Consider the following 24,203-nt stretch of genomic DNA (forward strand, 5'->3'; position numbering starts at 1 on the left):
AGGATTGGATCTTCGCGGCGGGGGGCTTCGGCGTCTTCGATCCGGGCATCAACGCCCTGTCGATCCTGACCGAGATCCTGCCGGCACCCGTCGTCGTCCGCGACGCCGAGCTGCGGGTCCCCGCCAACCGCGACACCCCCATCGCCGCCACCCTGAGGATGGAGGGGGCTGCGGGCTCCGCCGTCGGGACAGTGACGGCCGCCTTCGACTTCCTCCAGGAGGGCGAGCAGACCTGGACCATCGCCATCGAGACGGACGGGGAGCGGAGGGTGGGCGGCTCGACCTGACCCATGGCGGCACGCGGCTGAGCGTGGACGGCGTGCCCGTGCTGGCCGAGCCCGACGCCGAGTACCAGGGCATCTACCGCCGCTTCCGCCATCTGATCGCGGACGCGGCCGGCGACGTCGACGCCCGTCCGCTGCAACTGGTGGACGCCTGTCTGGTCGGGCGCTGGCGCACCAACCGACGCCTTCCACTGGTAAAGCGCCGGGCACGCCACCCGGCCGACTCCCGACGACGCCCGAACGAGGCTCCGAACGACCCCGGCGCCGGCCGCCCCGGTCCGCGCCCCCAACCCGAATTGGTGCCGACATGCCCGATACGAAACCCCTCCCCCCACCGGAGTCCGGTTCCGCCCGGCGGCTGCGGTCGCGCGCGTGGTTCGACAACCCCGACAACCCCGACATGACCGCGCTCTATCTGGAGCGTTACCTGAATTTCGGGCTGACGCGGGAGGAGCTGCAATCGGGCGCCGATCATCGGCATCGCCCAGACCGGCTCCGATCTCAGCCCCTGCAAACCGGCACCATCTGGTCCTGGCCGAACGCCTGCGCGAGGGCATCCGCACCGCCGGCGGCATCGCCATCGAGTTCCCCGTCCACCCGATCCAGGAAACCGGCAAGCGGCCCACCGCCTCGCTCGACCGCAACCTCGCCTATCTCGGCCTCGTCGAGGTGCTGCACGGCTACCCGCTCGACGGGGTGGTGCTGACCATCGGCTGCGACAAGACGACCCCGCCTGCCTGATGGCGGCGGCGACCGTGAACATCCCGGCCATCGCCCTGTCGGTCGGCCCCATGCTGAACGGTTGGTTCCGCGGTGAGCGCCACGGCTCGGGCACCATCGTGTGGAAGGCGCGCCAGATGATGGCGGCCGGCGAGATCGACTATCAGGGCTTCATCGAGCTGGTGGCTTCCTCGGCCCCCTCGACCGGCTACTGCAACACGATGGGCACGGCCTCCACGATGAATTCGCTGGCCGAGGTGCTGGGCATGCAGCTTCCCGGCTCCGCCGCCATCCCCGCCCCACCGCGAGCGCCAGCAGGCCGCCTACGAGACCGGCAAGCGCATCGTCGGGATGGTCCGCGAGGACCTCAAGCCGTCCGACATCCTGACCCGCGACGCCTTCCTCAACGCCATCGTCGTCAACTCCGCCATCGGCGGCTCGACCAACGCGCCGATCCACATCAACGCCATCGCCAAGCACATCGGCGTGCCGCTGACGGTGGAGGACTGGCAGACCCATGGGCACGACGTGCCGCTGCTGGTCAACCTCCAGCCGGCCGGCGAGTATCTGGGCGAGGACTTCCACCGCGCCGGCGGCGTGCCCGCGGTCGTCGCCCAGCTGATGGGCAAGGGGCTGATCCGCGAGGGGGCGCCCACCGTCAACGGCCGGACCATCGGCGAGAACTGCCGCCAGCAGCCGATCCTCGACACGCGGGTGATCCACCCCATCGACGAGCCACTGATGCCCAACGCCGGCTTCGTGGTGCTGCGCGGCAACCTGTTCGGCGCGGCCATCATGAAGACCAGCGTCATCTCCGACGAATTCCGCGAACGCTACCTGTCCAACCGCAGGACCCGGAGGCGTTCGAGGGCAAGGTGGTCGTCTTCGACGGGCCGGAGGACTACCATCACAGCATCGACGACCCCGCCCTGGGCATCGACGCCTACACCATCCTGGTCATCCGCGGCACCGGCCCATCGGCTATCCGGGGGCGGCGGAGGTGGTCAACATGCGGCCCCCCGCCACGCTGATCAAGCAGGGTGTCCATTCCCTTCCCTGCATCGGCGACGGCCGCCAGTCCGGCACCTCGGGCTCGCCCTCCATCCTCAACGCCTCGCCGGAGGCGGCGGCGGGCGGCGGGCTGGCCCTGCTGCGCAGCGGCGACCGGGTTCGCATCGACCTGCGCCGCGGCAGCGCCGACATCCTGATTCCGGAAGGGGAACTGGCCGACCGCCGCGCCGCTCTGGAGGCCGCGGCGGCTACCCATCCCGCCGTCGCAGACTCCCTGGCAGGAGATCCAGCGCGGCATCGTCGACCAGCTCGACGAGGGTATGGTGCTGAAGCCCGCCGTCAAGTACCAGCGCGTCGCCCAGACCATGGGCATCCCGCGCGACAACCACTGAACGGGAGGACGGGAAGCGCTCAGCCTCCCACCTCGAACCGGTCGTCCAGCCAGTCGAGAACGCGGAGGTTCAGGAGGGAGCGGTTGCCCATCTCGCAATGGCCGTCGGCGCCCTCGGCGGCGGTGAAGCGCATCAGCGTCTTCGGGGCGCCGAGCGCGTCGAAGAAGGCGCCCGCGCCGGCCGACAGGGCGTCACCCTCCGCCTGGGTGATCAGGGTGGGGCAGGCGATGAGATGCGCCCGCCCGCGCATGGTGAATTGCTCCGCCGAGGCGAGGTAGGAGCGCAGGTCCGCGACGCCGTGCACCCAGAAGCGCGCTGCACGACTTCCAGTTCAGTTGGCGGTGGCTGCGGATGAAGGCGTCCATGCGGTCGATCACGGCCTGGTCAGGGCGCCGAGGTCGGCCGCCTCCTCCGGCGCGACGCCGAGCGTGTGCACCACCACGTCGCGGAAGCCGTCGGCGATGCTCCAGGTTCCGGGATCGGCGATCAGCGCCGCGATGCGCGGTTCGCCCGACGCGCCGCGCGGGGCGAGATGCCCGCCCAGGCTCCAGCCGCTGAGCGCGATGCGCGCCGCGTCGACGAGCGGCAGGGTCTCGGCGAAATCGACCACCGCCCCGATCACCGTTTCCCAGTCCGGCCGCAGCGGAACGTTGTGCTCGTAGAGCATGGCCCCCTGGCCGGGGCCGTCGAACAGCAGGCAGTGATAGCCCCGCCGCGAGGCCGCCACCGCCGACGCGAAATACAGGTCGGTGATGGTGGCGTCGTAGCCGTTGGTGAAGACGATCAGCGGGCGGACCCGGGTCTCGAAGCCCTCCGCCGGGATGAAGCGGCCGGGCAGCGCCATCGCGCCGAAGGAATGGCCAGCGGGATGGCCGGGCGTGGCCCGAGCGAAAGCCCCTTGTCCAGCGCCGCCGTCCCCTTACGGAACGCGGCGATCAGCCGCGGATCGACGGGCGCGCCGTAGAGCGGGTGGAACGAGGCGTTGTAAAAGGCGCTCGCACGCAGATAGAGGGCACGGGCGGTCGCCTTGCGCCCCTTGGCCAGAGCGGCATCGGCCTCGTGCGCCAGCCGGTCGCCCGCCGCGGTCCAGGCGTCGTAGTAAGCGCCGTCGTCGCCGTCGCCGATGGCCTCCGCCACCGCCCTGATCTCGCCGAAATCGGCCCCGCCGTAGGGGATGTAGGCGACGGGCCAGGTGCCGAAATCCTCGTGCAGAGCGTCGCGAAAGAGGGTGCTCACGGCTGTCCTCCCCAGTCCCGCCGGCCGGTTCACGAAGCCCCGGCAACCCCCAATTGTCGCCCCGCCAACGCCAGCCCGCCACCGCGCAGAAGGTGAGACGCCCGAACGGCCGTGGCGTGACGGCGCATTCGCGCGGCGACCCTCGCAAGCCGCCTTCCCATGACGGCCTGGAAGCCGCTTCCGCTCCGAAACGGCGGGCGCCCTGTCATTTGCTTGCAGCGACACCATACATGAGAGGAAGGCTGGGCATCGTCTCCGGCGGCACCCAGCGCTTGCCATCAAGCGCACGCATGCCCTCGAAACCACGCCAACCGTTTGAATAGGGATACTCGACCAACCGGTCGAGAGTCAGTCCGGCACGGATGAGCGCCGACACGACGTCGCCGATTCCCCAATAGAACTCAAAACAGGGGTGCGGATTGACGAAGTTCTCAATTCCGGTCTGATACCCTTCAAGAGCCAGACCTTCTCCCGACTCCGCCACGTAATCGCCCACCCCGGGCTCCTTGATGGGCTCGGTTCTGAAGTAATCGTAGTGCGGCTGCCATTGCTCATCGAAAACCATGGCGTAGGGGTGGAATTCCACAAGGACGAATTTCCCTCCCGGCCTGAGCACCGAAGAGATGCCCCGCGCCCACGTGTCGATGTCCGACAACCAGCATATGGTCCCGTAGGAGGCGAAAACCCGATCGAAGGTCCGCCCGTCTCTGGCCGATTGCTCGAACCATGCGAACAGATCCTCGCGCTCGAAGCGGGCGGGAATGCCGCTTTCGTCGGAAAGCCGGGAGGCGAAATCGATGGCCTCGTCGGAGATATCGACGCCCGTCACCCTGGCGCCAAGATTCGCAAGACTCAGGCTGTCCTGACCAGCGTTGCACTGAAGGTGCAGGAGATCGACGCCCGCAATGTCGCCAAGCAAAGTCAATTCCTCATTGTAGAGGGTACTGCCGCCATTCCTAAAGAAATCGGCCTGATCGCCTTTGTGGCTGTTATGCGCAACGGTCGCTGCGTTCCAGGACCTGCGATTGGCCTCGTGCATTTCATGCGGCATGAATATTCTCTCGTCTCCAGGCAAACACCACGCAAACACACACCACCTCCTGCCGCAACATCGGAGGCCGGCGCCGTTTCGCGACGGGTCCATCGGTGTTGGTGGGTGCCCCCCCTCATTTCCAATCCAGCGCGAAGCGGACACATGGGGGCGACGCCTCCGGCACCCCCACCATCCGCGAATCGCTTCGGATGCTCAACGGCCGTTACCACCCGTGCTGGCGAAACTCTTCGACACCACCGTTTCCCCTCCCTCCGGAAAAATGTTCGCCCCTTCCTCAAAATCAGGCTTGCGCGGCACGCTGATATATTAATATGCTCTTCCTCAAGGAACAGCACGGAACGGCCCCGGATGGGGCACGGGCCGGCATATGGGAGGACCGCAATGGCTTCGACCTCCAGGCCCGCCCTGGATGCCCAAACGCCCGGAACCGCATCGGGGACCGTGCCCGGAAAGACGCTCGGAACCGCCAAGGAACCGCGCCTGTCCGCCCGCGCGACGGCCACCGCGGAGATCTACCGGTCGCTGCGCGGGGACATCGTGGCCATGCGGCGCAAGCCGGGGGAGCCCATCGTGGAGAAGCACGTCGCGGAGTCCTTCGGCGTCAGCCGCACCCCGGTGCGCGAGGCCCTGCTGCGGCTGGCCGACGACGGGCTGGTCGAGATCTTCCCGCAATCCGGCACCTTCGTCGCCCGCATCCCGGTCAACGCCCTGCCCGAAGCGGTGGTGATCCGCACCTCGCTGGAATGCACCGCGGTCCGCTACGCCGCCGTCCGTGCCGCGCGCAGCCAGATCGCAGCGCTGCGGGCCAACATCCTGCTCCAGCAGGAGACCATGGCGGCGGGCGATCTCGACGGTTTCCACGAGGCCGACGAGGAGTTCCACCGCCTGATTTCCGAGATCGCCGGCTTCCCCGGCCTGTGGAACATGGCCCAGCAGGTGAAGATGCAGGTGGACCGCTACCGCCGCCTGACCCTGCCGGAGCCGGGCCGCATCCCGCATGTCCTGGCCGAGCACGGCGGCATCGTCGACGCCATCGCGGCGCGCGACCCGGCCGAGGCGGAGCGGCTGATGACCATCCATCTCGGCGCGCTGCTGGAATCCGTTCCGAACACCCAGGGGGCCAACCCCTTCTTCTTCTCCGGCGTGCAGCCGGACAGCCCGTCGAAGACGAAGAAAGAAAGCACCCCGTCATGACCAACCCCTTCGACCTCACCGGAAGGACCGCCCTGGTCACCGGGGGCAACGGCGGCATCGGGCAGGCCATCGCCGTCGCCCTGGCGCGGGCCGGCGCCGACATCGCGGTCGCCGGGCGCACCCCGCCGGACGAGACGCGCGCCCTGGTCGAGGGGCTGGGCCGCCGCTTCGCCGCGATCCCCGCCGACCTGTCCAGCATCGCCCCGATCCCCGCGGTGATGGAGGAGACGGTCGGCACGCTCGGCGGGCTGGACATCCTGGTCAACAACGCCGGCCTGATCCGCCGCGACGACCCGCTGGACTTCACCGAGGCCGACTGGGACGCCGTTCTGGACGTGAACCTGAAGTCGGTCTTCTTCCTCTGCCAGGCCTTCGGGCGCTACGCGCTGGGCAACGGGCGGAAGGGCAAGATCATCAACATCGCCTCCATGCTGTCCTTCCAGGGCGGCATCCGCGTGCCTTCCTACGCGGCGTCGAAGAGCGGCATCGCGGGCATCACCCGCCTGCTCGCCAACGAATGGGCGGGCAAGGGCATCAATGTGAACGCCATCGCGCCGGGCTACGTCGCGACCAGCGTCACCACCGCGCTGCGCGCCGACGAGCGCCGCAACGCCGAAATTCTGGCCCGCATCCCCGCCGGACGCTGGAGCGAGCCCGCCGACATGGGCGGACCCGCGGTGTTCCTGGCCTCCGATGCGTCCGATTACGTCCACGGCACGATCCTGCCGGTGGACGGCGGCTGGCTCGCCCGCTGACGGGTTGGCTTGCACTAGTAAGGGGAAGACGAGGATGAGCACGGACGTTTTCGTGATCGACGAGGCGGTGGCGTGGCAGGACCTGGGCGCCGGGGTGCGCCGCAAGATCCTCGGCCACAACGACGCCATGATGATGGTGCGCGTGGAGTTCGAGACCGGCGCCATCGGGCCGCAGCACCGCCACCCGCACGTCCAGTGCGCCGTGGTCGAGAAGGGCTCCTTCGACGTCACCATCGAAGGCGTCACCCGGCGGCTCGGCACCGGCGACGGCTACATGGTGCCGTCCAACGCCCTGCACGGCGTCGTGGCGCTGGAGCCGGGCGTCCTGCTCGACATCTTCACGCCCCCGCGCGAGGACTTCCTCGCCTGACGGATCACCACCGACCATCACCCGCTGGCCGGCGCGCGGGAACACGCGCCGGGCGGCTCCCGGACCCGACCGTCCAAACCAAAGAACCAGCCTAAAAACCGCTGCTTAAGAATCGCCAGGAGGACACGCTATGCATCTTTCGACCCGCGGTATCCGCGCCGCCCTTCTCGCCGCCTGCGCGGCCTGCACCCTGCTCGCCACCCCGGTCGTGGCCCGCGATTTCCGCTCCGCGGACATCCACCCGGCCGACTACCCGACCGTCGAGGCCGTGAAGTACGTCGACAAGCTCCTGAAGGAGCGGACCGGCGGCAAGCTCGGCGTGAAGGTCTACCCGAACGGCGCGCTCGGCACCGAGAAGGACACCATCGAGCAGCTGAAGATCGGCGGCTCGACATGATGCGCATCAACGTCGCGCCGCTGAACAACGTCGTCCGGAGACGATGGTCACGGCCCTGCCCTTCATCTTCCGCTCCACCGAGCACATGCGCGCCGTGCTGGACGGCCCGATCGGCGACGAGATCCTCGCCGCCATGGAAAGCCAGGGCATGATCGGCCTCGCCTTCTACGACAGCGGCTCGCGCAGCATGTATTCGGCCGCCAAGCCCTACAAGACGCTGGCCGACATGAAGGGCGCCAAGATCCGCGTCCAGCAGTCCGACCTGTTCGTCGCCATGATCCAGGCGCTGGGCGCCAACGCCACGCCGATGCCCTTCGGCGAGGTCTACACCGCGCTGAAGACCGGCATCGTCGACGCGGCGGAGAACAACTACCCGTCCTACGAGTCCTCGCGCCACTTCGAGGCCGCCAAGTACTTCACCCTGACCGAGCACGCGATGGCGCCGGAAGTGCTGGTCTTCTCCAAGGTCTCGTGGGACCGCCTGTCGAAGGACGACCAGGCCGCCATCCGCAAGGCCGCCAAGGACTCCGTCCCCTACATGCGCAAGCTGTGGGACGAGCGTGAGCAGAAGTCCAAGGACGTGGTCCTGAAGGCCGGCGCCCAGATCGTCGAGGTTACGAACAAGCAGGAGTTCATCGACGCGATGGCTCCCGTCTACAAGCAGTTCGCGAGCACGCCGAAGCTGGACGGCCTCGTGAAGCGCATCCAGGACACGAAGTAAGCACAGTCGAACGCGGCGCTTCCCTTCGGCCGACCGAAGGGCGGCGCCGCGTCCTTTGAGGGGAGCCGGCGGCATGGAAATCGAGCTGCAAGCAATGGACCACAGCCCCCCGCAGAGCGCGGGCCTGCTCACGCGGGTGAACGCGCGGCTGGCGCGGTCGGGGATGTGCGTGGCGATGGTCGGCCTGATGGCCATCGTCGGGGTGGTGTTCTATCAGGTCTTCGGCCGCTACGTGCTGAACGATTCGCCGACCTGGGCGGAGAGCCTGGCCATCGTGCTGGTCCTCTACGTCACCCTCATCGGCGCCGCCGTCGGCGTCCGCGACGCCGGACACATCGGCCTGGAATCCTTCCTCGTCATGCTGCCCGACGTCATCCGCCGCAAGGTCGAGATCGTCATCTACGCCCTCGTCGGCGTCTTCGGCGCCTGCATGGCCTACAACGGCTGGGTGCTCGGCAATTCCGTCGCCGCCTACTACATCCCCAACCTGCACGTCTCCGAAGCCGTCCGCTACATCCCGCTCGTGCTTTCGGGCGTCCTGATCGTGCTCTTCTCGATCGAGCACATCGTCGCCATCATCCGCGGCGAGGAGGTCGCGCCGTCATGGAACTGACCATTCTCGCCGTCACCTTCTTCGGCTTCCTCGTCCTGGGCATCCCGGTCGCCTTCGCCATCGGCCTGTCGCGCTCTGCACCATCCTCTACGAAGGCCTCCCCGTCGCCGTCATCTTCCAGCAGATGATGTCCGGCATGAACGTCTTCTCCTTCCTCGCCATCCCGTTCTTCGTCTTCTCCGGCGAGCTGATGCTCCACGGCGGCGTCGCCGACAAGATCGTCGCCACCGCCAAGAACATGGTCGGCCACATCCGCGGCGGCCTCGGCATGTCCAACGTCGTCGCCTGCACCCTGTTCGGCGGCGTCGCCGGCTCCCCCGTCGCCGACGTCTCGGCCATGGGTGCGGTGATGATCCCGATGATGAAGCGCGAAGGCTACCACGCCGACTACGCCGTCAACGTGACCACCCACGCCGCGCTGGTCGGCGCGCTGATGCCGACCAGCCACAACATGATCATCTACGCGCTGGCCGCCGGCGGCAAAGCCTCCATCGGCGCGCTGATCGCCGCCGGCATCGTCCCCGCCCTGCTGCTGATGGTCTGCAACCTGGGTGCCGCCTACTACGTCGCGGTCAAGCGCGGCTACCCCCCCGGCACCTTCCCCGGCTGGTCCATCCTGGGCCGCTCCTTCGCCGCCGCGGCGCCCGGCCTGCTCATCGTCGTGATCATCCTGGCCGGCATCACCTCGGGCGTCTTCACCGCCACCGAGTCCGCCTCCATCGCGGTGATCTACGCGCTGCTGCTCACCACCTTCGTCTACCGCACGCTGACCTGGGACCATTTCCTGGCCGCCGCCGCCAAGACGGTCAAGACGACCGGCGTCGTCCTGCTGCTGATCGGCGTCTCCACGATGTTCCAGTACATCATGGGCCTCTATCAGGTGGCCGAGATCACCGGCGAGCTGATGGCCGGCATCTCGACCAACCCGCTGGTCATCTTCCTGCTGATCAACATCATCCTGTTCCTGCTCGGCACCTTCATGGACATGGCGAGCACGATCCTGATCTGCACGCCGATCTTCCTGCCCATCGCCATGCAGTACGGCATGGACCCGGTGCAGTTCGGCATCGTCATGCTGATCAACTGCGCGCTCGGCCTCAACACCCCGCCGGTCGGCACCACCCAGTTCATCGGCTGCGCCATCGGCGAGATCTCCGTAGGCCAGGTCATGCGCTCCATCCTCCCCTTCTACGGCGCCCTCTTCGTCACCCTCCTCCTCGTCACCTACGTCCCAGCCTTCTCCCTCTGGCTCCCCCACCTCCTCATGCGCTGAGGCACACAGGGTCATGAAAAAGGGCCGCGCCGGCATCCCCGGCACGGCCCTTTTCATGTCGGCTTCCGGCGGATCAGCCGGCTTCGGCGTTCGAGGAGTTCTGCCACAGGTTCAGCCCGCCATCGACGGCGTGACGGTCGATCTCGGCCAGTTCCTCCGGCGTGAAGGCGGTGTTCTTCAGCGCGTCGAGCGAGTTGTCGAGCTGCTCGACGTTGCGGGCGCCGACCAGGGCGGAGGTCACGCGCGGGTCACGCAGCACCCAGGCGATGGCCATCTGGGCCAGCGTCTGGCCGCGCCGCGTGGCGATGGCGTCCAGGGCGCGCACGCGCTCCAGATTCTCCGGCGACAGGAAGTGCGCCTTCAGCGTGCCGCCCTTGGCCGCGCGGGCGTCGGTCGGCTGGCCGTTCAGGTACTTGGTGGTCAGCATGCCCTGGGCCAGCGGCGAGAAGGCGATGCAGCCGATCCCGGTCTCCTCCAGCGCGTCGAGCAGCCCGCCCTCGATCCAGCGGTTCAGCATCGAATAGGACGGCTGGTGGATCAGGCAGGGCGTGCCGAGGTCCTTGAGGATCGCCGCCGCCCGCCGGGTCATCTCCGGCGAGTAGGAGGAGATGCCGACATAGAGCGCCTTGCCCTGCCGCACGGCGTGGTCGAGCGCGCCCATCGTCTCCTCCAGCGGGGTGCGCGGATCGACGCGGTGCGAATAGAAGATGTCCACATAGTCGAGCCCCATCCGCTTGAGGCTCTGGTCCAGGCTGGCCGTCAGGTACTTGCGCGAGCCCCAGCTGCCGTAGGGGCCGGGCCACATGTCGTAGCCGGCCTTGGTGGAGACGATCAGCTCGTCGCGGTGGGCCTTGAAGTCGGTCGCCAGGACGCGCCCGAAATTCTCCTCCGCCGAGCCCGGCGGCGGGCCGTAGTTGTTGGCGAGGTCGAAATGGGTGACGCCGCGGTCGAAGGCCCGGCGCAGCACGGCGCGCCCGGTCTCGAAGACGTCGGTGCCGCCGAAATTCTGCCACAGCCCCAGCGAAATGGCCGGCAGGTCGAGCCCGCTCCGCCCGCTGCGGCGGTAGGTCATGGCGGTGTAGCGGGCCGGATCGGCGCGGTAGAGCGATTGCATCGCGGTCTCCTGGCTGTCTTGCGCGGTGTTGGGAGGGATCGTGACTGATATATTAGAAATCAGCCGCGATCCAAAGCCAAGAGCGCAGAACAGCCTTCAGACCGGCTCGGCCTCGTCCTCCGAGGGGGCGGTGAAATAGAGCGGGTTGGCCTTCTGCGCGTCGGCGATGGTGACCTGGAGATAGTCCAGATGCAGGTCGATGGCCTTCGCCGCCGCCTCCGGGTCGTTGTTGGCGATGGCCTCGATGATGACCGAATGCTCGGCGATCACGTCCGGCACGCGGCCGAGCACCGGCAGGGTCAGCAGGCGGTAACGGTCGACCTGCACCTTCACCTGCTGCGTCAGGTTCCAGAATCCGGGATAGCCGGCGGTCTCCGCCAGCAGCGCGTGAAAGGTCTCGTCGGCCTGATGGAAGCCTTCGAAATTCTGGGCGGCCTCCATCTCGCGCTGGAGTTCCAGGTTGGCGCGCAGCTTGGCGATCTGGCTGCGGGTGGCGCGCTTGGCGGCGTAGCGGACGGTCGCCTCCTCCAGCGCCTTGCGGATGGCGATGGCTTCCGGCAGGGCGCCCAGCGGGATGCGGGAGACGAAGGTGCCCGACTGCGGGAAGATCTCGATCAGCCCCTCGTCCGCCAGACGCAGCACGGCCTCGCGCACCGGGGTGCGGCTGACGCCGTAATCCTGGGCGATCACCTTCTCCGCGACCGGCTCGCCCGGCTTGCGGCGGAGCGAGACGATCTCGTTGCGCAGGTCACGGTAGATCGTCGCGGCCACGGTGGTGCCGCGCTGGGCCGGACGGGCGACCGCCGCCGCCGTGCGGCGCCGGGTCCGCGTCTTGACGCCCTCGGCCTGTTCCGAATCCGCCGTCGATGAATCCGCCGTCGATGTCTGCGCCGCCTTTTTCAACACCCGCTCCTGCCAGGACGATTCAGGGCGCCGGATCTTCGGAATGCCGGCATCGAACCCACTGGTTCACGCCGCAGACGGTCCGCCCTTCATCGCAATATACTAATACCCGGCGGGGTGGGTCAAACGCCATGGCCCCGCGCGGCGCCCCGGTTCCGCGCCAGTTTGTCCCACCGGGAAGCGCGTTGCGCCGTCCATCAGTATACTAGTATATTGAAGAAAGCTCCACCGCGGAGCGCACAGCCGCAAGGACCGTCACCGTGGACCGCAAACGCATCGCCCTCGTCGCCCACGACGCCCGCAAGCCCGACCTGATCGGCTGGCTCGGCGCCAACATCCGCGCGCTGGAGGGCAACGTCTTCTGGTCCACCGGAACCACCGGCCGGCTGGTCCGCGAGGCCCATCCCCAGTTGGACATCACCTCGCTGAAGAGCGGCCCGCTGGGCGGCGACCAGCAGATCGGCGCGATGATCGCGGAGGGCCGGATCGACCTGCTCGTCTTCTTCGTCGACCCGATGACCGCCCAGCCCCACGACGTGGACGTGAAGGCGCTGACCCGCCTCGCCACGCTCTACAACATCCCGATGGCCTGCAACGAGGCGACCGCCGACATGGTGATATCCTCCCCCCTCTTCACCAGCGGCTACCGCCCGCGGGCCGTGGACTTCGCCGCCCACAATTCGCGCAGCCTCTGACCGGCCCTCTTGACCACCTCTTGAATTGCGCGTCCCGCCGACAGAATTGTGGGCGGGACGCACAAAGTCCTTGCATCCGGAACTGATATATTAATATATTCCGTCATGCGGGGCATGACCGGCGCCGCACAGGGCGCCACACCCGAACCACCCATTCAAATGGGCACCGGACCCCGGTCCGGCATCCCTCTTTCCGGAGATGAACGATGCTCCACCCCGACCGCCTCTTCCCCAGCGATCCCACGCAGCGCGACATCGCGCGCCGGCTGTACGCGGAGGTGGGCCACCTGCCGATCATCAGCCCGCACGGCCACACCGACCCGTCCTGGTTCGCCAAGAACGAGGCGTTCCCGAACCCGGCGTCGCTGTTCGTGGTGCCCGACCATTACGCCTTCCGCATGCTCTACAGCCAGGGCGTGACGATGGAGAGCCTGGGCGTGCCGCGCAAGGACGGCGGGGCGGTGGAGAGCGATCCCCGCAAGATCTGGCGCCAGCTGGCGCAGAACTGGCACCTGTTCCGCGGCACCCCGACGCGCATGTGGCTGGACCACGCCTTCGAGACGGTGTTCGGCGTGACGGAGCGGCTGAGCGGGGCCAGCGCCGACCGCATCTTCGACCAGATCGACGCCTGCCTGCAGAAGCCGGACTTCCTGCCGCGCGCCCTGTTCGAGCGCTTCAACATCGAGCTGCTGGCGACCACCGAGTCGCCGCTCGACACGCTGGAGCATCACCGCGCCATCCGCGAGAGCGGCTGGAAGGGCCGCGTCATCACCGCCTTCCGCCCCGACCCGGTCGTCGATCCGGAGTTCGAGGGCTTCCAGGCCAATGTCGAGACGCTGGGCGCGCTGTCCGGTGAGAACACCGCGACCTGGGCCGGCTACCTCGCCGCCCTGCGCAACCGCCGCCAATATTTCAAGGAGGTCGGCGGCGCCACCTCGACCGACCACGGCCACGCCACGGCGACCACCGCCGACCTGTCGGACGCCGACGCCGAGCGGCTGTTCGAGAAGGCGCTGCGCGGCACCATCACGGCGGCCGAGGCGGAGATCTTCCGCGGCCAGATGCTGACCGAGATGGCCAAGATGAGCCTGGACGACGGGCTGGTCATGCAGATCCACCCCGGCAGCTTCCGCAACCACAACCCGGGCGTCTTCGAGCGCTTCGGCCGCGACAAGGGCGCCGACATCCCGACCGGCACCGAGTATGTGCGGGCGCTGAAGCCGCTGCTCGACCGCGTCGGCAACGAGCGCGACCTGACCATCATCCTGTTCACGCTGGATGAGACCAGCTACGCCCGCGAGCTGGCGCCGCTGGCCGGCCATTACCCGGCGCTGCGCGTCGGCCCGGCCTGGTGGTTCCACGACAGCCCCGAAGGCATGCGCCGCTACCGCGAGATGATCACGGAGACGGCCGGCTTCTACAATACGGTCGGCTTCAACGACGACACGCGCGCCTTCTGCTCCATCCCGGCCCGCCACGACGTGGCCCGCCGCGTCGACTGCGCCTTCCTGGCCCGGCTCGTCGCCGAGCACCGGCTGGAGGAGGACGAGGCCGCGGAGCTGGCGGTGGATCTCGCCTACACCCTCGCCAAGAAGGCCTACAAGCTCTGACGTTGGATTTGCCCTTCTCCCCTCTGGGGAGAAGGGGTGGGATGAGGGGGCGGCCGCAGGCCGACAACGCACACTGATTGCCGTGCGTGAACGCCCTGACGGGCGCCCCCTCACCCTAACCCTCTCCCCAGAGGGGAGAGGGAACATTAAGGAGTGAAAGGAATCCCGATGGCATCGCTGACCATCCGCCTGCATCCCGCGGACAACGTCGTCGTTGCCGGAGCCGACCTGCCGGAGGGCACTCCCCTGCCCGACACCGACGTCGTCGCCCGGACCACGATCCCCTCCGGCCACAAGGTCGCGGTGCAGGCCATCGCGGTCGGCGAGCCGGTGCGCAAGTACAACCAGGTCATCGGCTTCGCGACCGCCCCCATCGCGCCGGGCGACCATGTCCATGTCCACAACATCGGCGTGGGCGACAGCTTCGAGCGCGACTACGCCTTCGGCGCCGACGTTCACCCCACCGACCTCCTCCCGGAGGCCGAACGCGCCACCTTCCAGGGCATCGTCCGTCCGGACGGTCGCGTGGCGACCCGCAACTACATCGGCATCCTGACCACGGTGAACTGCTCGGCCACCGCCGCGCGGATGATCGCCGACCAGTTCCGCGGCGACGCGCTGGCCGCCTACCCCAACATCGACGGGGTGGTCGCGCTGACCCACGCCTACGGCTGCGGCATGGGCTCCCAGGGCGACGCCATCGACGCGCTGCGCCGGACCATCGCCGGCTACGCCCGCCACCCGAACTTCGCCGCCGTGCTCGTGCTCGGCCTCGGCTGCGAGGTGAACCAGATCGACAAGCTGGTCGAGGTCGAGGGGCTGACCGTCGGCGACACGCTGCAGACGCTGGCGATCCAGGACAGCGGCGGCACCGCCGCCACCGTGCGGGCGAGCGTGGAGCGCATCCGCGCGCTGCTGCCCCGCGTCAACGACGTGAGGCGCGAGACCGTGCCGGCCAGCCACCTGATCCTGGCGCTGCAATGCGGCGGGTCGGACGGCTATTCGGGCATCACCGCCAACCCGGCGCTGGGCCACGCCGTCGATCTGCTGATCCGCAACGGCGGCACCGCGGTGCTGAGCGAGACGCCGGAGGTCTACGGCGCCGAGCATCTGCTGACCCGCCGCGCCGTCAGCCCGGCGGTCGGCGAGACGCTGGTCGAGCGCATCCGCTGGTGGGAGGACTACACCAGCCGCACCGGCGGCGAGATGAACAACAACCCGTCGCCCGGCAACAAGAAGGGCGGCCTGACCACCATCCTGGAGAAGTCGCTGGGCGCGGTCGCCAAGGCCGGCACGACCAACCTCGTCGAGGTGGTCCGCTACGCCGAGCCGATCACCGGGCCGGGCCTCGTCTTCATGGACACGCCGGGCTACGACCCGGTGTCGGCCACGGGACAGGTGGCGGGCGGCGCCAACGTGCTGTGCTTCACCACGGGCCGCGGCTCCGTCTTCGGCTGCAAGCCGACGCCCTCGCTGAAGCTCGCCACCAACACGCCGCTGTTCCGCAAGATGCCCGATGACATGGACATCGACTGCGGCCCCATCGCCACCGGCGACGCCACCATCGAGGAGGTCGGGCGGGCGATCTTCCAGCTCATCCTCGACACCGCGTCGGGCCGGAAGACCAAGAGCGAGGAGCTGGGCTTCGGCTCCGACGAATTCACGCCCTGGCAGATGGGCGCCGTCATGTGAGCGAAAGGGCTTGCGCTCAGAGTGATATACTAGTATAAGTGTTTTCGTTCGGTTATCCTTTGAAACCCAGTCGGCAGGCCGCACCGTGCGCGTGGTTCCGCCGAGTGACGTTTCTCCAAAGTGCGACTTCAGACCGCCGGAGTATTCTCCGGCGGTCTTTTCTTTCCCGGATCCGGCGACCCGACCGCGGCGTGCAGCCAGTCCCGGAAGACGGTGAAGCCCGGCTCCCGATGCCGCGCCGGGCGCGAGACCAGATACCACGCCCGCCCCATCGGCACGGCCAGCGCGAAGGGCGTGACCAGCCGGCCCGCCGCCAGATCGTCGGCGATGTAGAGCCGCGCCCCCAGCGCCACCCCCACCCCGTCCGCCGCCGCCTGCAAGGTCATGGCGTAGCTGCTGAAGGACAGCCCCTTCACGGCCGGCGGCGCCAGCCCGGCCGAGGCGAACCAGTGCGGCCAGTCGTCCGCCCAGTGCGACACCGACAGCAGGGTCGCCGACAGCAGATCCTCCGGACGGCGCAACGTCCGCGCCAGGGCGGGCGCGCAGACCGGCAGCATGTCGGCGGTGAACAGCTCCTCCACCTCGTAGCCCGGCCAATGCCCGTCGCCCAGCAGCAGGGCGCAGGTCCAGTCCTCGCGGATCGGCGCGCCGGCACCCCCGGTGGCGATGCGCACCTCCACGTCGGGGTGGCTCTCATGGAAGGCTGACAGGCGCGGGATCAGCCAGCGCACCGCGAAGGTGGCGCCCACCCCCAGAGTCAGCACCGGGCCGTCGCGCATGGCGGCGACCCGCTCCACGCTCTCGGCGATCGCGTCGAAGGCGCCGGTCAGGCCGGGTTGCAGCGCCCGCCCGCGGTCGGTCAGCTCCAGCGCGTTGGCCCGCCGCTCGAACAGCGGGAAGCCCATCCGCTCCTCCAGCAGGCGGACCATGCGGCTGACCGCGGCCTGCGAGACGTTCAGCTCGCCCGCCGCCCCGGTGAAGCTGCCGTGGCGGGCCGCGGCCTCGAACGCCCGCAGGGCGTTCAGCGATGGCAGGCGCCGCATCCGATCCCCTCCCCCTTGCACCCCAACATTTCCTGGGGGTCAGCATCAGACAATCCCGTTTGCGGGACAAGCCCGGCAAGGCCATCATGCCGTCCACAGCCAAAGAAAACTTTCGGATGAGCGGGATGCTGACGGTTCCCCTGACACTCGGACTCGGCCTTGCGGCGCTGGTGACCTCCTTCCTGTCGGGCCTGTTCGGCATGGCCGGCGGCATGGTGCTGATGGGGCTGCTGCTGGTGTTGCTGCCGGTGTCCTCCGCCATGCTGCTGCACGGGATCACGCAGATGACCGCCAACGGCTGGCGGGCGTGGCTGTGGCGGCGGCACGTGCAATGGGGGATCGTGGCCCGGTTCCTGGTGGGCGGGGCGGCGGCGGTCGCCGCCTTCACCCTGATCCGCTACGTGCCCGGCAAGGCGGAAGCGCTGATCGTGCTGGGCCTGTCGCCCTTCATGGCGATGGCGGTTCCGTCGCACTGGTCGCCGAACGTGTCGCGGCGCGGGCACAGCGCGCTGGCCGGCCTCCTCTGCATGGGCGTGCAGCTGATCGCCGGCATCTCGGGGCCGCTGCTCGACGTCTTCTTCGTGAAGTCCAGCCTGTCGCGGCAGAGCGTCGTCGCGACCAAGGCGACGATGCAGGTCTTCGGCCATCTGTTCAAGACGGTCTATTTCGGCTCCCTCGTCGCGGCGTCGGAGGCGGAGGCGCTGGACGTCACGGCGACGCTCCTGTGCATCGGCATGGCCGTTCTGGGAACGAACCTGTCGCGCCGTGTGCTCGACGCGATGAGCGACGCCCAGTTCCGCACCTGGAGCCAGCGTCTGGTCGCCCTGACCGGCACCGTCTATCTCGGCCAGGGGCTGTTCCTGCTGGTGGTGCGGTGAGTGCGGGAGGTTATTGCCCCCTCCCCGGCCCTCCCCCGCTGACGCAGGGGAGGGAGCTTTAAATCCCCTCCCCTGCGAAGCGGGGGAGGGTTAGGGAGGGGGCCACGCCACCTCCCCGTCACCCCGGCGGGGGATAGAATCCGCCACCAAACGGTCTCCGCCCATTCGGGGTGGAGCGCCGAAATTTTGCATGCCCGGCTGGTGGCTGACAGGTTCATGACAGGTTCGCCTGCTAAACAGTTGGAACAACCAACCACCGTTCCCGGAAACTCCACCATGGCGACCGAATCCGCAGCCAGGAAGCCGGCGGAAACCACGGCGAAGACCGCATCGGCGGATGAGCGGGCGCCGCTCTTTTATGGCGCCGCCTGCGGCGCGGGGGCCGGCGGTTCCGTCCTCCTCTACGAGGTGCGTCCGCAGCGTCCCGCCGCCAAGGCACCGTAAGGCGCGGCAAGCGCCATCCAAAAAACAAGAAAGTCCACTCGGAGGAAACACCATGAGCCTCGGCAACCCCGCCAAGGGGATGCTGGCGGTGGCCGTGCTGGCCGCTGCCGCCCTGTTCGCCGCTCCCGCGTCGGCGGAGATCAAGAATCTGGAGATCATCGCCCCCGCCAACGCCGGCGGCGGCTATGACCAGCACGCGCGCGCCATGCAGCAGGTCCTGCAGGACCACAAGCTGGCCTCCAGCGTCCAGGTGGTCAACATTCCGGGGGCCGGCGGCACCATCGGCCTCAGCCAGTTCGTCACGGCGAAGAAGCGCAACCCCGGCCTGATGATCTCCGGCCTCGGCATGATCGGGGCGATCCTGATCAACAAGTCGCCGGTGTCGCTCGATCAGGTGACCCCGCTGGCCCGCCTGACCGGCGAGTACCAGCCCATCGTCGTGGCCGCGGATTCGCCACTGAAGACGCTCGACGACCTCGTCCGGAAGTTCAAGGCCGACCCCGGCTCCGTCTCCTGGGGCGGTTTCGCCGTCGGCAGCCCCGACCACATCCTCTACGGACTGCTGGTCAAGGCGATCGGGGGCGACGTCTCCAAGATGAACTACATCGCCGCCGGAGCGGGCGGCGAGATGATGGCCTCGGTGCTCGGCGGCCACATCACCGTGGCGACCGGCGGCTACAACGAGATGGCCTCGCAGCTCCAGGCCGGAAAGCTGCGCGCGCTGGCGATCTCCGCCCCGCAGCGCATCCCCGGCATCGACGTCCCGACCTTCAAGGAGCAGGGCGTGGATGTCGAGTTGGTGAACTGGCGCGCGGTGATGGCGCCGGGCAACCTCAAGGCGTCGGAAAAGCAGGTTCTCGACGACGCGGTCGGCGCCATGGTCCGCACCGACGACTGGAAGCGCATCGCCGCGGAGCGCGGCTGGATCGACCTCTACCTGCCGTCCGACCAGTTCGCCGCCTTCGTGAAGGACGAGCGGACCCGGATCGAAGGCGTCCTGACCGAGCTGGGCCTCGTCAAGTGACCGACAGCCGGCGGTAGGCCGTCGGGTTTCAAAACAAAACAAAGCCATGGAGCGAAATGTCATGACCATCCGCATGCCGGGCGCCGTGAAGGGCGTCCTGACCGCCGCCGTTCTCGCCACGGCCGCCCTCGCCGCCACCCCGTCGCTGGCCGAGATCAAGGGGCTGGAGATCATCGCCCCGGCGAGCCCCGGCGGCGGTTGGGACCAGCACGCCCGCACCCTTCAGCAGGTTCTCCAGGACCAGAAGCTGGCGTCGAACATCCAGGTCGTGAACATCCCCGGCGCCGGCGGCACGGTCGGCCTCGCCCAGTTCGTCACCGCCAAGAAGCGTTCGCCGACGATCCTGGTCGGTGGCCAGATCATGCTGGGCGCCATCGTCACCAACAAGTCGGCGGTGACGCTCGATCAGGTGACCCCGCTGGCCCGGCTGACCGGCGAATACACCGCCATCGTCGTCCCGCCGGAGTCGCCCATCAAGACCTTCGACGACCTGATCAAGAAGTTCAAGGCGGACCCCGGCTCGGTCTCCTGGGGCGGCGGCTCGGCGGGCGGCAGCGACCAGATCCTGGCCGGCCTGATCGCCAAGGCGGTCGGCGTCGATCCCAACAAGGTCAACTACGTCGCCACTGCGGGCGGCGGCGAGCTGCTGGCCTCGGCGCTCGGCGGCCATGTGACGCTCGGCATGGGCGGCTACAGCGAGTTCGCCCCGCAGTTCCAGGCGGGCAAGCTGCGCGCCATCGCCGTCTCCGCCCCGCAGCGCCTGCCGGGCTCCGACACGCCGACCATGAAGGAGCAGGGCATCGACCTGGAGTTCGTGAACTGGCGCGGCGTCTTCGCCCAGGCCTCCGCCAAGCCGGCGGAGCTGAAGGAACTCCAGGAGGCCGTCGCCAAGGCCGTCGCCAGCGACGAGTGGAAGCAGGCCGTGAAGCAGCGCGGCTGGATCGACCTCTACCAGCCCTCCGCCGAGTTCGCCTCCTTCCTGAAGCAGGAGCGCGCGCAGATCGAGGGCACGCTGAAGGACATCGGCCTCGTGAAGTAAGGACCGAACCAGGTGGGCGCGGTCGCCGCGCCCACCGGTCCGCAAAAAACAGTCTGGGAGGATGAAGCGATGACCACCGGTCGGAGCATGCGCGCCGGAGAGGCGGTGCTGGGCGGCGGGCTGATCGCCCTGGGGGGCTTGATCGCGGTCGAGACCATGCTGACCCCGAGCGTCGGCCGGGCGGTGGTCGGCCCCGCCCTGTTCCCCTACCTGATCTCGGGCGGCCTCGTCCTGGTCGGCCTGTCCCTGCTGCGCGAGGCCTTCGCCGGGGCCGTCGCCCACGCCGAGGGGCTGGAGCTTGACCTCTGGGCGGTGGCGCTGGTCGCGGCCGGGCTGGCCGTCCAGTTCCTGCTGCTGGACACGCTGGGCTGGATTCCTTCCACCACCATCCTGTTCGCCGCGGTCTCCCGCGCCTTCGGCGGCCGGCGGCTGATGGTCAACCTCGCCATCGGGCTGGCGCTCGCCGCCTTCACCTTCGTGGCCTTCAATTACGGGCTCGGCCTGAACCTGCCCGAGGGCAGCATCGTCGAACGGCTCACGTCAGCCGACGCCGAGTAAGCCCCGTTTCGGGAAGGAAACTGCACAATGGACACCCTTGCCGCCCTGGGCCACGGCTTCCTCGTGGCGCTGACCCCCTACAACCTTCTGTGGTCGGCGATCGGCGTGACGGTGGGCACCGCGGTCGGCGTGCTGCCCGGCATCGGCCCGGCGCTGACCGTGGCGCTGCTGCTGCCGGTCACCTACGGGCTGGAGCCGACCTCCGCCTTCATCATGTTCGCCGGCATCTATTACGGCGCGATGTACGGCGGCTCGACGACCTCGATCCTCCTGAACGCGCCGGGCGAGTCCGGCAGCATCGTCACCGCCATCGACGGCCACGCCATGGCCCGCCAGGGCCGCGGCGCACAGGCGCTGGCGACCGCCGCCATCGGCTCCTTCATCGCCGGCACCATCGCCACCGCGGCGCTGACCTTCGTCGCCCCGCTGATGGTCAAGATGGCCCTGCTGTTCGGCCCGGCCGAGTATTTCGCGCTGATGGTGCTGGCGCTGACCACCGTCACCGCGGTGCTGGGCAGCTCGCTGGCCCGCGGTCTGGCCAGCCTGTTCCTCGGTCTGGCGCTGGGTCTGGTCGGCATCGACATGCAGACCGGTCAGGCGCGGCTGGCCTTCGGCGTGCCGGAGCTGCTGGACGGCATCGACACGGTGGTCGTCGCGGTCGGCCTGTTCGCGGTCGGCGAGACGCTCTACGTCGCCTCCCGCCACCGCTTCGAGACGGAGGAGATCTACGCGCTCAAGGGCTCCAAATGGATGAGCCGCGAGGACTGGTCACGCTCCTGGAAACCGTGGCTGCGCGGCACGCTGCTGGGCTTCCCCATCGGCACCCTGCCGGCGGGCGGCAGCGAGATCCCGACCTTCCTGTCCTATCTGGTCGAGAAGCGTCTGGCGAAGAAGCCGGAGGAGTTCGGCAAGGGCGCCATCGAGGCCGTCGCCGGACCGGAGGCCGCCAACAACGCGTCGGCCGCCGGCGTGCTGGCGCCGCTGCTGTCGCTCGGCCTGCCGACCTCGGCGACCGCCGCCATCATGCTGGCCGCCTTCCAGCAGTACGGCCTGCAGCCCGGCCCGACGCTGTTCGACAACAACCCCGAGCTGGTCTGGGGCATGATCGCCAGCCTCTACATCGGCAACGTGCTCCTGCTGGTGCTGAACCTGCCGCTGGTCGGCTTCTGGGTGAAGCTGCTGCTGATCCCGCGCCCCTGGCTGTATGCCGGCATCCTGGTCTTCTCGTCGCTCGGCGCTTACACGCTGAACAACAACGTCATCGATCTGGTCATCCTGTGGGTGATCGGGCTGCTCGGCTTCGGCATGCGCGTTCTGAACGTGCCGGTGGCGCCCTGCGTGGTCGGCCTCATCCTGGGACCGCTGGCCGAACAGCAGTTCCGCCGCGCGCTGGCAATCAGCCAGGGCGACCCGTCGGTCTTCCTGACCCACCCGATCTCGGCGGCCCTGCTCATCATCGCGGCCCTGCTGGTGATCGGTCCGCTGGTCCTGCGCTATCGGAGCAACGGCACGGGCAAGGGCGCGGGCAAGGGCGACAACGCCTCCCCGTCCGGCACCCATCCCGCGACGTAAGACCGCCATTCTTCGGCCATTCTTCGAAGGACTTCTCCATGGAAAGCGTCGATCTCTGGTCGCAGCTCGCCGCCTTGGGACAGGTCATCGCCATCGACCTCGTGCTGGCCGGCGACAACGCCATCGTCGTCGGCATGGCCGCCGCCGCGGTGCCGCTGGCGCAGCGCCGCAAGGTGATCTTCTGGGGCATCGGCGCGGCCATCGTCCTGCGCATCTTCTTCGCGCTCATCACCACGCAGCTCCTCGCCATCATCGGCCTGACCCTGGCCGGCGGCGTGCTGCTGCTCTGGGTCTGCTGGAAGATGTTCCGCGAGCTGCGCTCCCACGGGACGGACGAGGTGGCGCCCGACGAGGCGATGGAGGCCCCCGACACGCCGGTGGGGGTGTCCGGAAACGCCGCCGCCGGTGCCGCGGTCGGCGGCGTCACGGTGGGGGCGGCGATCTGGCAGATCGTGGTCGCCGACGTGTCGATGTCGCTCGACAACGTGCTGGCGGTGGCCGGCGCCGCCAAGGACCACCCGACCATCCTGGTCATCGGCCTTCTGCTGTCCGTCGTGCTGATGGGTGCCGCGGCCAACATGATCGCGCATGTCCTGCACAAGCACCGTTGGATCGGCTGGGTCGGTCTCGTCATCATCACCTATGTGGCGCTCGACATGATCTGGCGCGGCAGCAACGAAGTCCTCATGCACACCTCCCGGCTATCGTGACGGAGCGCTTCCGATGATCAAGAAGGTACTCGTTCCCCTGACCGGACGGCCGCTGGACCGCCGCGCCATCGCCACGGCCTTCCTGCTCGCCACCCGCTTCCGCGCCCATGTGGAAGGGTTGAGCGTCATGCCGCAGGTCGAAATCCGCACCTCCGTGGAAAGCGCCGCCATCCCCAAGGCTCTGGTCGAGCAGCTCATCCGCATCGGGCAGGAGGATCAGGCGCGGGTGGTCGACTCCGCCCATGGCCTGTTCGAGGAATTCCGCAACCGTTTCGGCGCAGCCGAGGCGGACAGCCTGACCGGCGGCGGCGAGGACGCGGACGGGCTCTCCGCCTCCTGGCAGCAGGCGACCGGCCCGCTGGCGGAGACCCTGGCGGAGGAGGCGCGGCTCGCCGATCTGGTGGTGATCGCCCAGACCTCCGACGGGACCAACGCCATGGGTCCGGCCATCGAGGCCACCCTGTTCGGCTCCGGCCGTCCTCTGCTGCTGGCCCCGGCGGCCGAACCGGCGTCGGTCGGGTCCGCGGCGGCCGTGGCCTGGGACGGCGGGGCGGCGGCCTCGCGGGCGGTCGCGGCGGCGCTGCCGCTTCTGCAACGCGCCGGCAAGGCGGTCATCCTGTCGGCGGAGGTCGCCGACCCCGGCCGCTCCGCCGACCCCGACCGCCTGTCCGCTTATCTGGCGCTGCACGGCGTCGCGGCGTCGATCCGCCGGGTCGCGGCGTCGGGCCGCGCGGTCGGGCGCGCCTTGCAGGAGACGGCGGCGGAGGCCGGCTGCGACCTGCTGGTGATGGGCGCCTACGGCCACAGCCGGGTCCGCGAACGGGTGTGGGGCGGCGTGACGCTCGACGTGCTGCGCGAGCCGCCCGCCATTCCCATCTTCATGGCGCACTGATACATGGGC

General features: G+C 68.9%; 22 protein-coding genes and 3 pseudogenes. 18 read left to right on the forward strand and 7 right to left on the reverse strand.

Annotated elements, in window-relative coordinates; translation table 11 throughout:
• Positions 1 to 591: 591 nt before the first annotated feature.
• Positions 592 to 2,407 (forward strand): annotated as a pseudogene (locus tag TSH58p_RS18655) (IlvD/Edd family dehydratase).
• A 19-nt stretch (positions 2,408 to 2,426) separates the two neighbouring features.
• Here the strand turns inward: TSH58p_RS18655 and TSH58p_RS34120 are convergent.
• From TSH58p_RS34120 to TSH58p_RS18665, 4 genes are all read right to left on the reverse strand, one after another.
• The gene (locus TSH58p_RS34120; protein WP_247895540.1) at positions 2,427 to 2,711 is read right to left on the reverse strand and encodes a hypothetical protein; all 285 of its coding nucleotides are present in this window, start codon (positions 2,709 to 2,711) and stop codon (positions 2,427 to 2,429) included.
• 69 nt (positions 2,712 to 2,780) lie between these two features.
• A complete protein-coding gene (locus TSH58p_RS34125) occupies positions 2,781 to 3,251 on the reverse strand; it encodes a S9 family peptidase (RefSeq protein ID WP_247895541.1) in 471 nt (156 codons plus the stop codon).
• Positions 3,191 to 3,643, reverse strand: coding sequence for a hypothetical protein (locus TSH58p_RS34130; protein WP_247895542.1), 453 nt, complete (start codon positions 3,641 to 3,643; stop codon positions 3,191 to 3,193). Before TSH58p_RS34130 ends, TSH58p_RS34125 begins: the two co-directional genes overlap by 61 nt.
• A gap of 205 nt (positions 3,644 to 3,848) precedes the next feature.
• Complete coding sequence (locus TSH58p_RS18665) at positions 3,849 to 4,694, reverse strand: bifunctional 2-polyprenyl-6-hydroxyphenol methylase/3-demethylubiquinol 3-O-methyltransferase UbiG (protein ID WP_109469325.1); 846 nt, start codon at positions 4,692 to 4,694, stop codon at positions 3,849 to 3,851.
• Positions 4,695 to 5,078: 384 nt separating this feature from the next.
• Here TSH58p_RS18665 and TSH58p_RS18670 point away from each other — a divergent pair, with 384 nt between their 5' ends.
• The 6 genes and pseudogenes from TSH58p_RS18670 to TSH58p_RS18695 all read left to right on the forward strand — a co-directional run bounded on the left by TSH58p_RS18670 (position 5,079) and on the right by TSH58p_RS18695 (position 10,020).
• Positions 5,079 to 5,891, forward strand: coding sequence for a GntR family transcriptional regulator (locus TSH58p_RS18670; RefSeq protein ID WP_109469326.1), 813 nt, complete (start codon positions 5,079 to 5,081; stop codon positions 5,889 to 5,891).
• Positions 5,888 to 6,646 (forward strand): 2-dehydro-3-deoxy-D-gluconate 5-dehydrogenase KduD, encoded by a 759-nt coding sequence (gene kduD, locus TSH58p_RS18675; RefSeq protein WP_109469327.1) that lies wholly within the window; start codon positions 5,888 to 5,890, stop codon positions 6,644 to 6,646. The genes TSH58p_RS18670 and kduD overlap by 4 nt, the downstream gene beginning before the upstream one ends.
• A 34-nt stretch (positions 6,647 to 6,680) precedes the next feature.
• Positions 6,681 to 7,016 carry a cupin domain-containing protein gene (locus TSH58p_RS18680; RefSeq protein ID WP_109469328.1) on the forward strand — a complete coding sequence of 112 codons (336 nt, stop codon included), beginning with the start codon at positions 6,681 to 6,683 and terminating at the stop codon, positions 7,014 to 7,016.
• Positions 7,017 to 7,146: 130 nt separating this feature from the next.
• Positions 7,147 to 8,134, forward strand: a pseudogene (locus TSH58p_RS18685) (TRAP transporter substrate-binding protein).
• Positions 8,135 to 8,207: 73 nt separating this feature from the next.
• Positions 8,208 to 8,747, forward strand: a complete 540-nt coding sequence (locus TSH58p_RS18690) for a TRAP transporter small permease (protein WP_109469329.1) — start codon at positions 8,208 to 8,210, stop codon at positions 8,745 to 8,747.
• Positions 8,738 to 10,020, forward strand: a pseudogene (locus TSH58p_RS18695) (TRAP transporter large permease). The gene TSH58p_RS18690 and the pseudogene TSH58p_RS18695 overlap by 10 nt, the downstream one beginning before the upstream one ends.
• Before the next feature lie 73 nt (positions 10,021 to 10,093).
• On the opposite strand, the gene mgrA reads toward TSH58p_RS18695, so the two are convergent.
• Together mgrA and TSH58p_RS18705 are read right to left on the reverse strand one after the other, a co-directional pair.
• Complete coding sequence (mgrA, locus tag TSH58p_RS18700; RefSeq protein WP_109469330.1) at positions 10,094 to 11,134, reverse strand: L-glyceraldehyde 3-phosphate reductase; 1,041 nt, start codon at positions 11,132 to 11,134, stop codon at positions 10,094 to 10,096.
• Positions 11,135 to 11,230: 96 nt separating this feature from the next.
• The gene (locus TSH58p_RS18705) at positions 11,231 to 12,037 is read right to left on the reverse strand and encodes a GntR family transcriptional regulator (RefSeq protein ID WP_109469331.1); all 807 of its coding nucleotides are present in this window, start codon (positions 12,035 to 12,037) and stop codon (positions 11,231 to 11,233) included.
• A 260-nt stretch (positions 12,038 to 12,297) separates the two neighbouring features.
• Between TSH58p_RS18705 and TSH58p_RS18710 the strand changes: the two genes are divergently transcribed.
• The 3 genes from TSH58p_RS18710 (at position 12,298) to TSH58p_RS18725 (ending at position 16,034) form a co-directional block, all read left to right on the forward strand.
• Positions 12,298 to 12,732: a methylglyoxal synthase gene (locus tag TSH58p_RS18710; RefSeq protein ID WP_109469332.1), complete on the forward strand. Its 435-nt coding sequence runs from the start codon at positions 12,298 to 12,300 to the stop codon at positions 12,730 to 12,732.
• A 206-nt stretch (positions 12,733 to 12,938) separates the two neighbouring features.
• Positions 12,939 to 14,342, forward strand: a complete 1,404-nt coding sequence (uxaC, locus tag TSH58p_RS18720) for a glucuronate isomerase (protein WP_109469334.1) — start codon at positions 12,939 to 12,941, stop codon at positions 14,340 to 14,342.
• A gap of 168 nt (positions 14,343 to 14,510) precedes the next feature.
• Complete coding sequence (locus TSH58p_RS18725; protein WP_109071536.1) at positions 14,511 to 16,034, forward strand: UxaA family hydrolase; 1,524 nt, start codon at positions 14,511 to 14,513, stop codon at positions 16,032 to 16,034.
• 128 nt (positions 16,035 to 16,162) lie between these two features.
• On the opposite strand, the gene gcvA is transcribed toward TSH58p_RS18725, so the two are convergent.
• Positions 16,163 to 17,077: a transcriptional regulator GcvA gene (gene gcvA, locus TSH58p_RS18730; protein ID WP_109071535.1), complete on the reverse strand. Its 915-nt coding sequence runs from the start codon at positions 17,075 to 17,077 to the stop codon at positions 16,163 to 16,165.
• 125 nt (positions 17,078 to 17,202) lie between these two features.
• Here gcvA and TSH58p_RS18735 point away from each other — a divergent pair, with 125 nt between their 5' ends.
• From TSH58p_RS18735 to TSH58p_RS18765, 8 genes are all read left to right on the forward strand, one after another.
• The gene (locus TSH58p_RS18735) at positions 17,203 to 17,955 is read left to right on the forward strand and encodes a TSUP family transporter (RefSeq protein WP_247874197.1); all 753 of its coding nucleotides are present in this window, start codon (positions 17,203 to 17,205) and stop codon (positions 17,953 to 17,955) included.
• Between the two features lie 276 nt (positions 17,956 to 18,231).
• On the forward strand, positions 18,232 to 18,399 hold the full coding sequence (locus TSH58p_RS33645; RefSeq protein ID WP_199230197.1) for a hypothetical protein: 168 nt from the start codon (positions 18,232 to 18,234) through the stop codon (positions 18,397 to 18,399).
• Positions 18,400 to 18,451: 52 nt separating this feature from the next.
• Positions 18,452 to 19,423 (forward strand): tripartite tricarboxylate transporter substrate binding protein, encoded by a 972-nt coding sequence (locus tag TSH58p_RS18740; RefSeq protein WP_109071533.1) that lies wholly within the window; start codon positions 18,452 to 18,454, stop codon positions 19,421 to 19,423.
• A 61-nt stretch (positions 19,424 to 19,484) separates the two neighbouring features.
• Positions 19,485 to 20,462, forward strand: coding sequence for a tripartite tricarboxylate transporter substrate binding protein (locus TSH58p_RS18745; RefSeq protein WP_247874196.1), 978 nt, complete (start codon positions 19,485 to 19,487; stop codon positions 20,460 to 20,462).
• Positions 20,463 to 20,531: 69 nt separating this feature from the next.
• Positions 20,532 to 21,020 carry a tripartite tricarboxylate transporter TctB family protein gene (locus TSH58p_RS18750; RefSeq protein ID WP_014199998.1) on the forward strand — a complete coding sequence of 163 codons (489 nt, stop codon included), beginning with the start codon at positions 20,532 to 20,534 and terminating at the stop codon, positions 21,018 to 21,020.
• Between the two features lie 27 nt (positions 21,021 to 21,047).
• Positions 21,048 to 22,592, forward strand: a complete 1,545-nt coding sequence (locus TSH58p_RS18755) for a tripartite tricarboxylate transporter permease (RefSeq protein ID WP_109071532.1) — start codon at positions 21,048 to 21,050, stop codon at positions 22,590 to 22,592.
• Positions 22,593 to 22,630: 38 nt separating this feature from the next.
• Positions 22,631 to 23,302 (forward strand): TerC family protein, encoded by a 672-nt coding sequence (locus TSH58p_RS18760; RefSeq protein WP_109071531.1) that lies wholly within the window; start codon positions 22,631 to 22,633, stop codon positions 23,300 to 23,302.
• A gap of 13 nt (positions 23,303 to 23,315) precedes the next feature.
• A complete protein-coding gene (locus TSH58p_RS18765) occupies positions 23,316 to 24,194 on the forward strand; it encodes a universal stress protein (protein ID WP_109071530.1) in 879 nt (292 codons plus the stop codon).
• Positions 24,195 to 24,203 lie beyond the last annotated feature (9 nt).

This window comes from Azospirillum sp. TSH58, assembly GCF_003119115.1.
Taxonomy (GTDB): Bacteria; Pseudomonadota; Alphaproteobacteria; order Azospirillales; family Azospirillaceae; genus Azospirillum.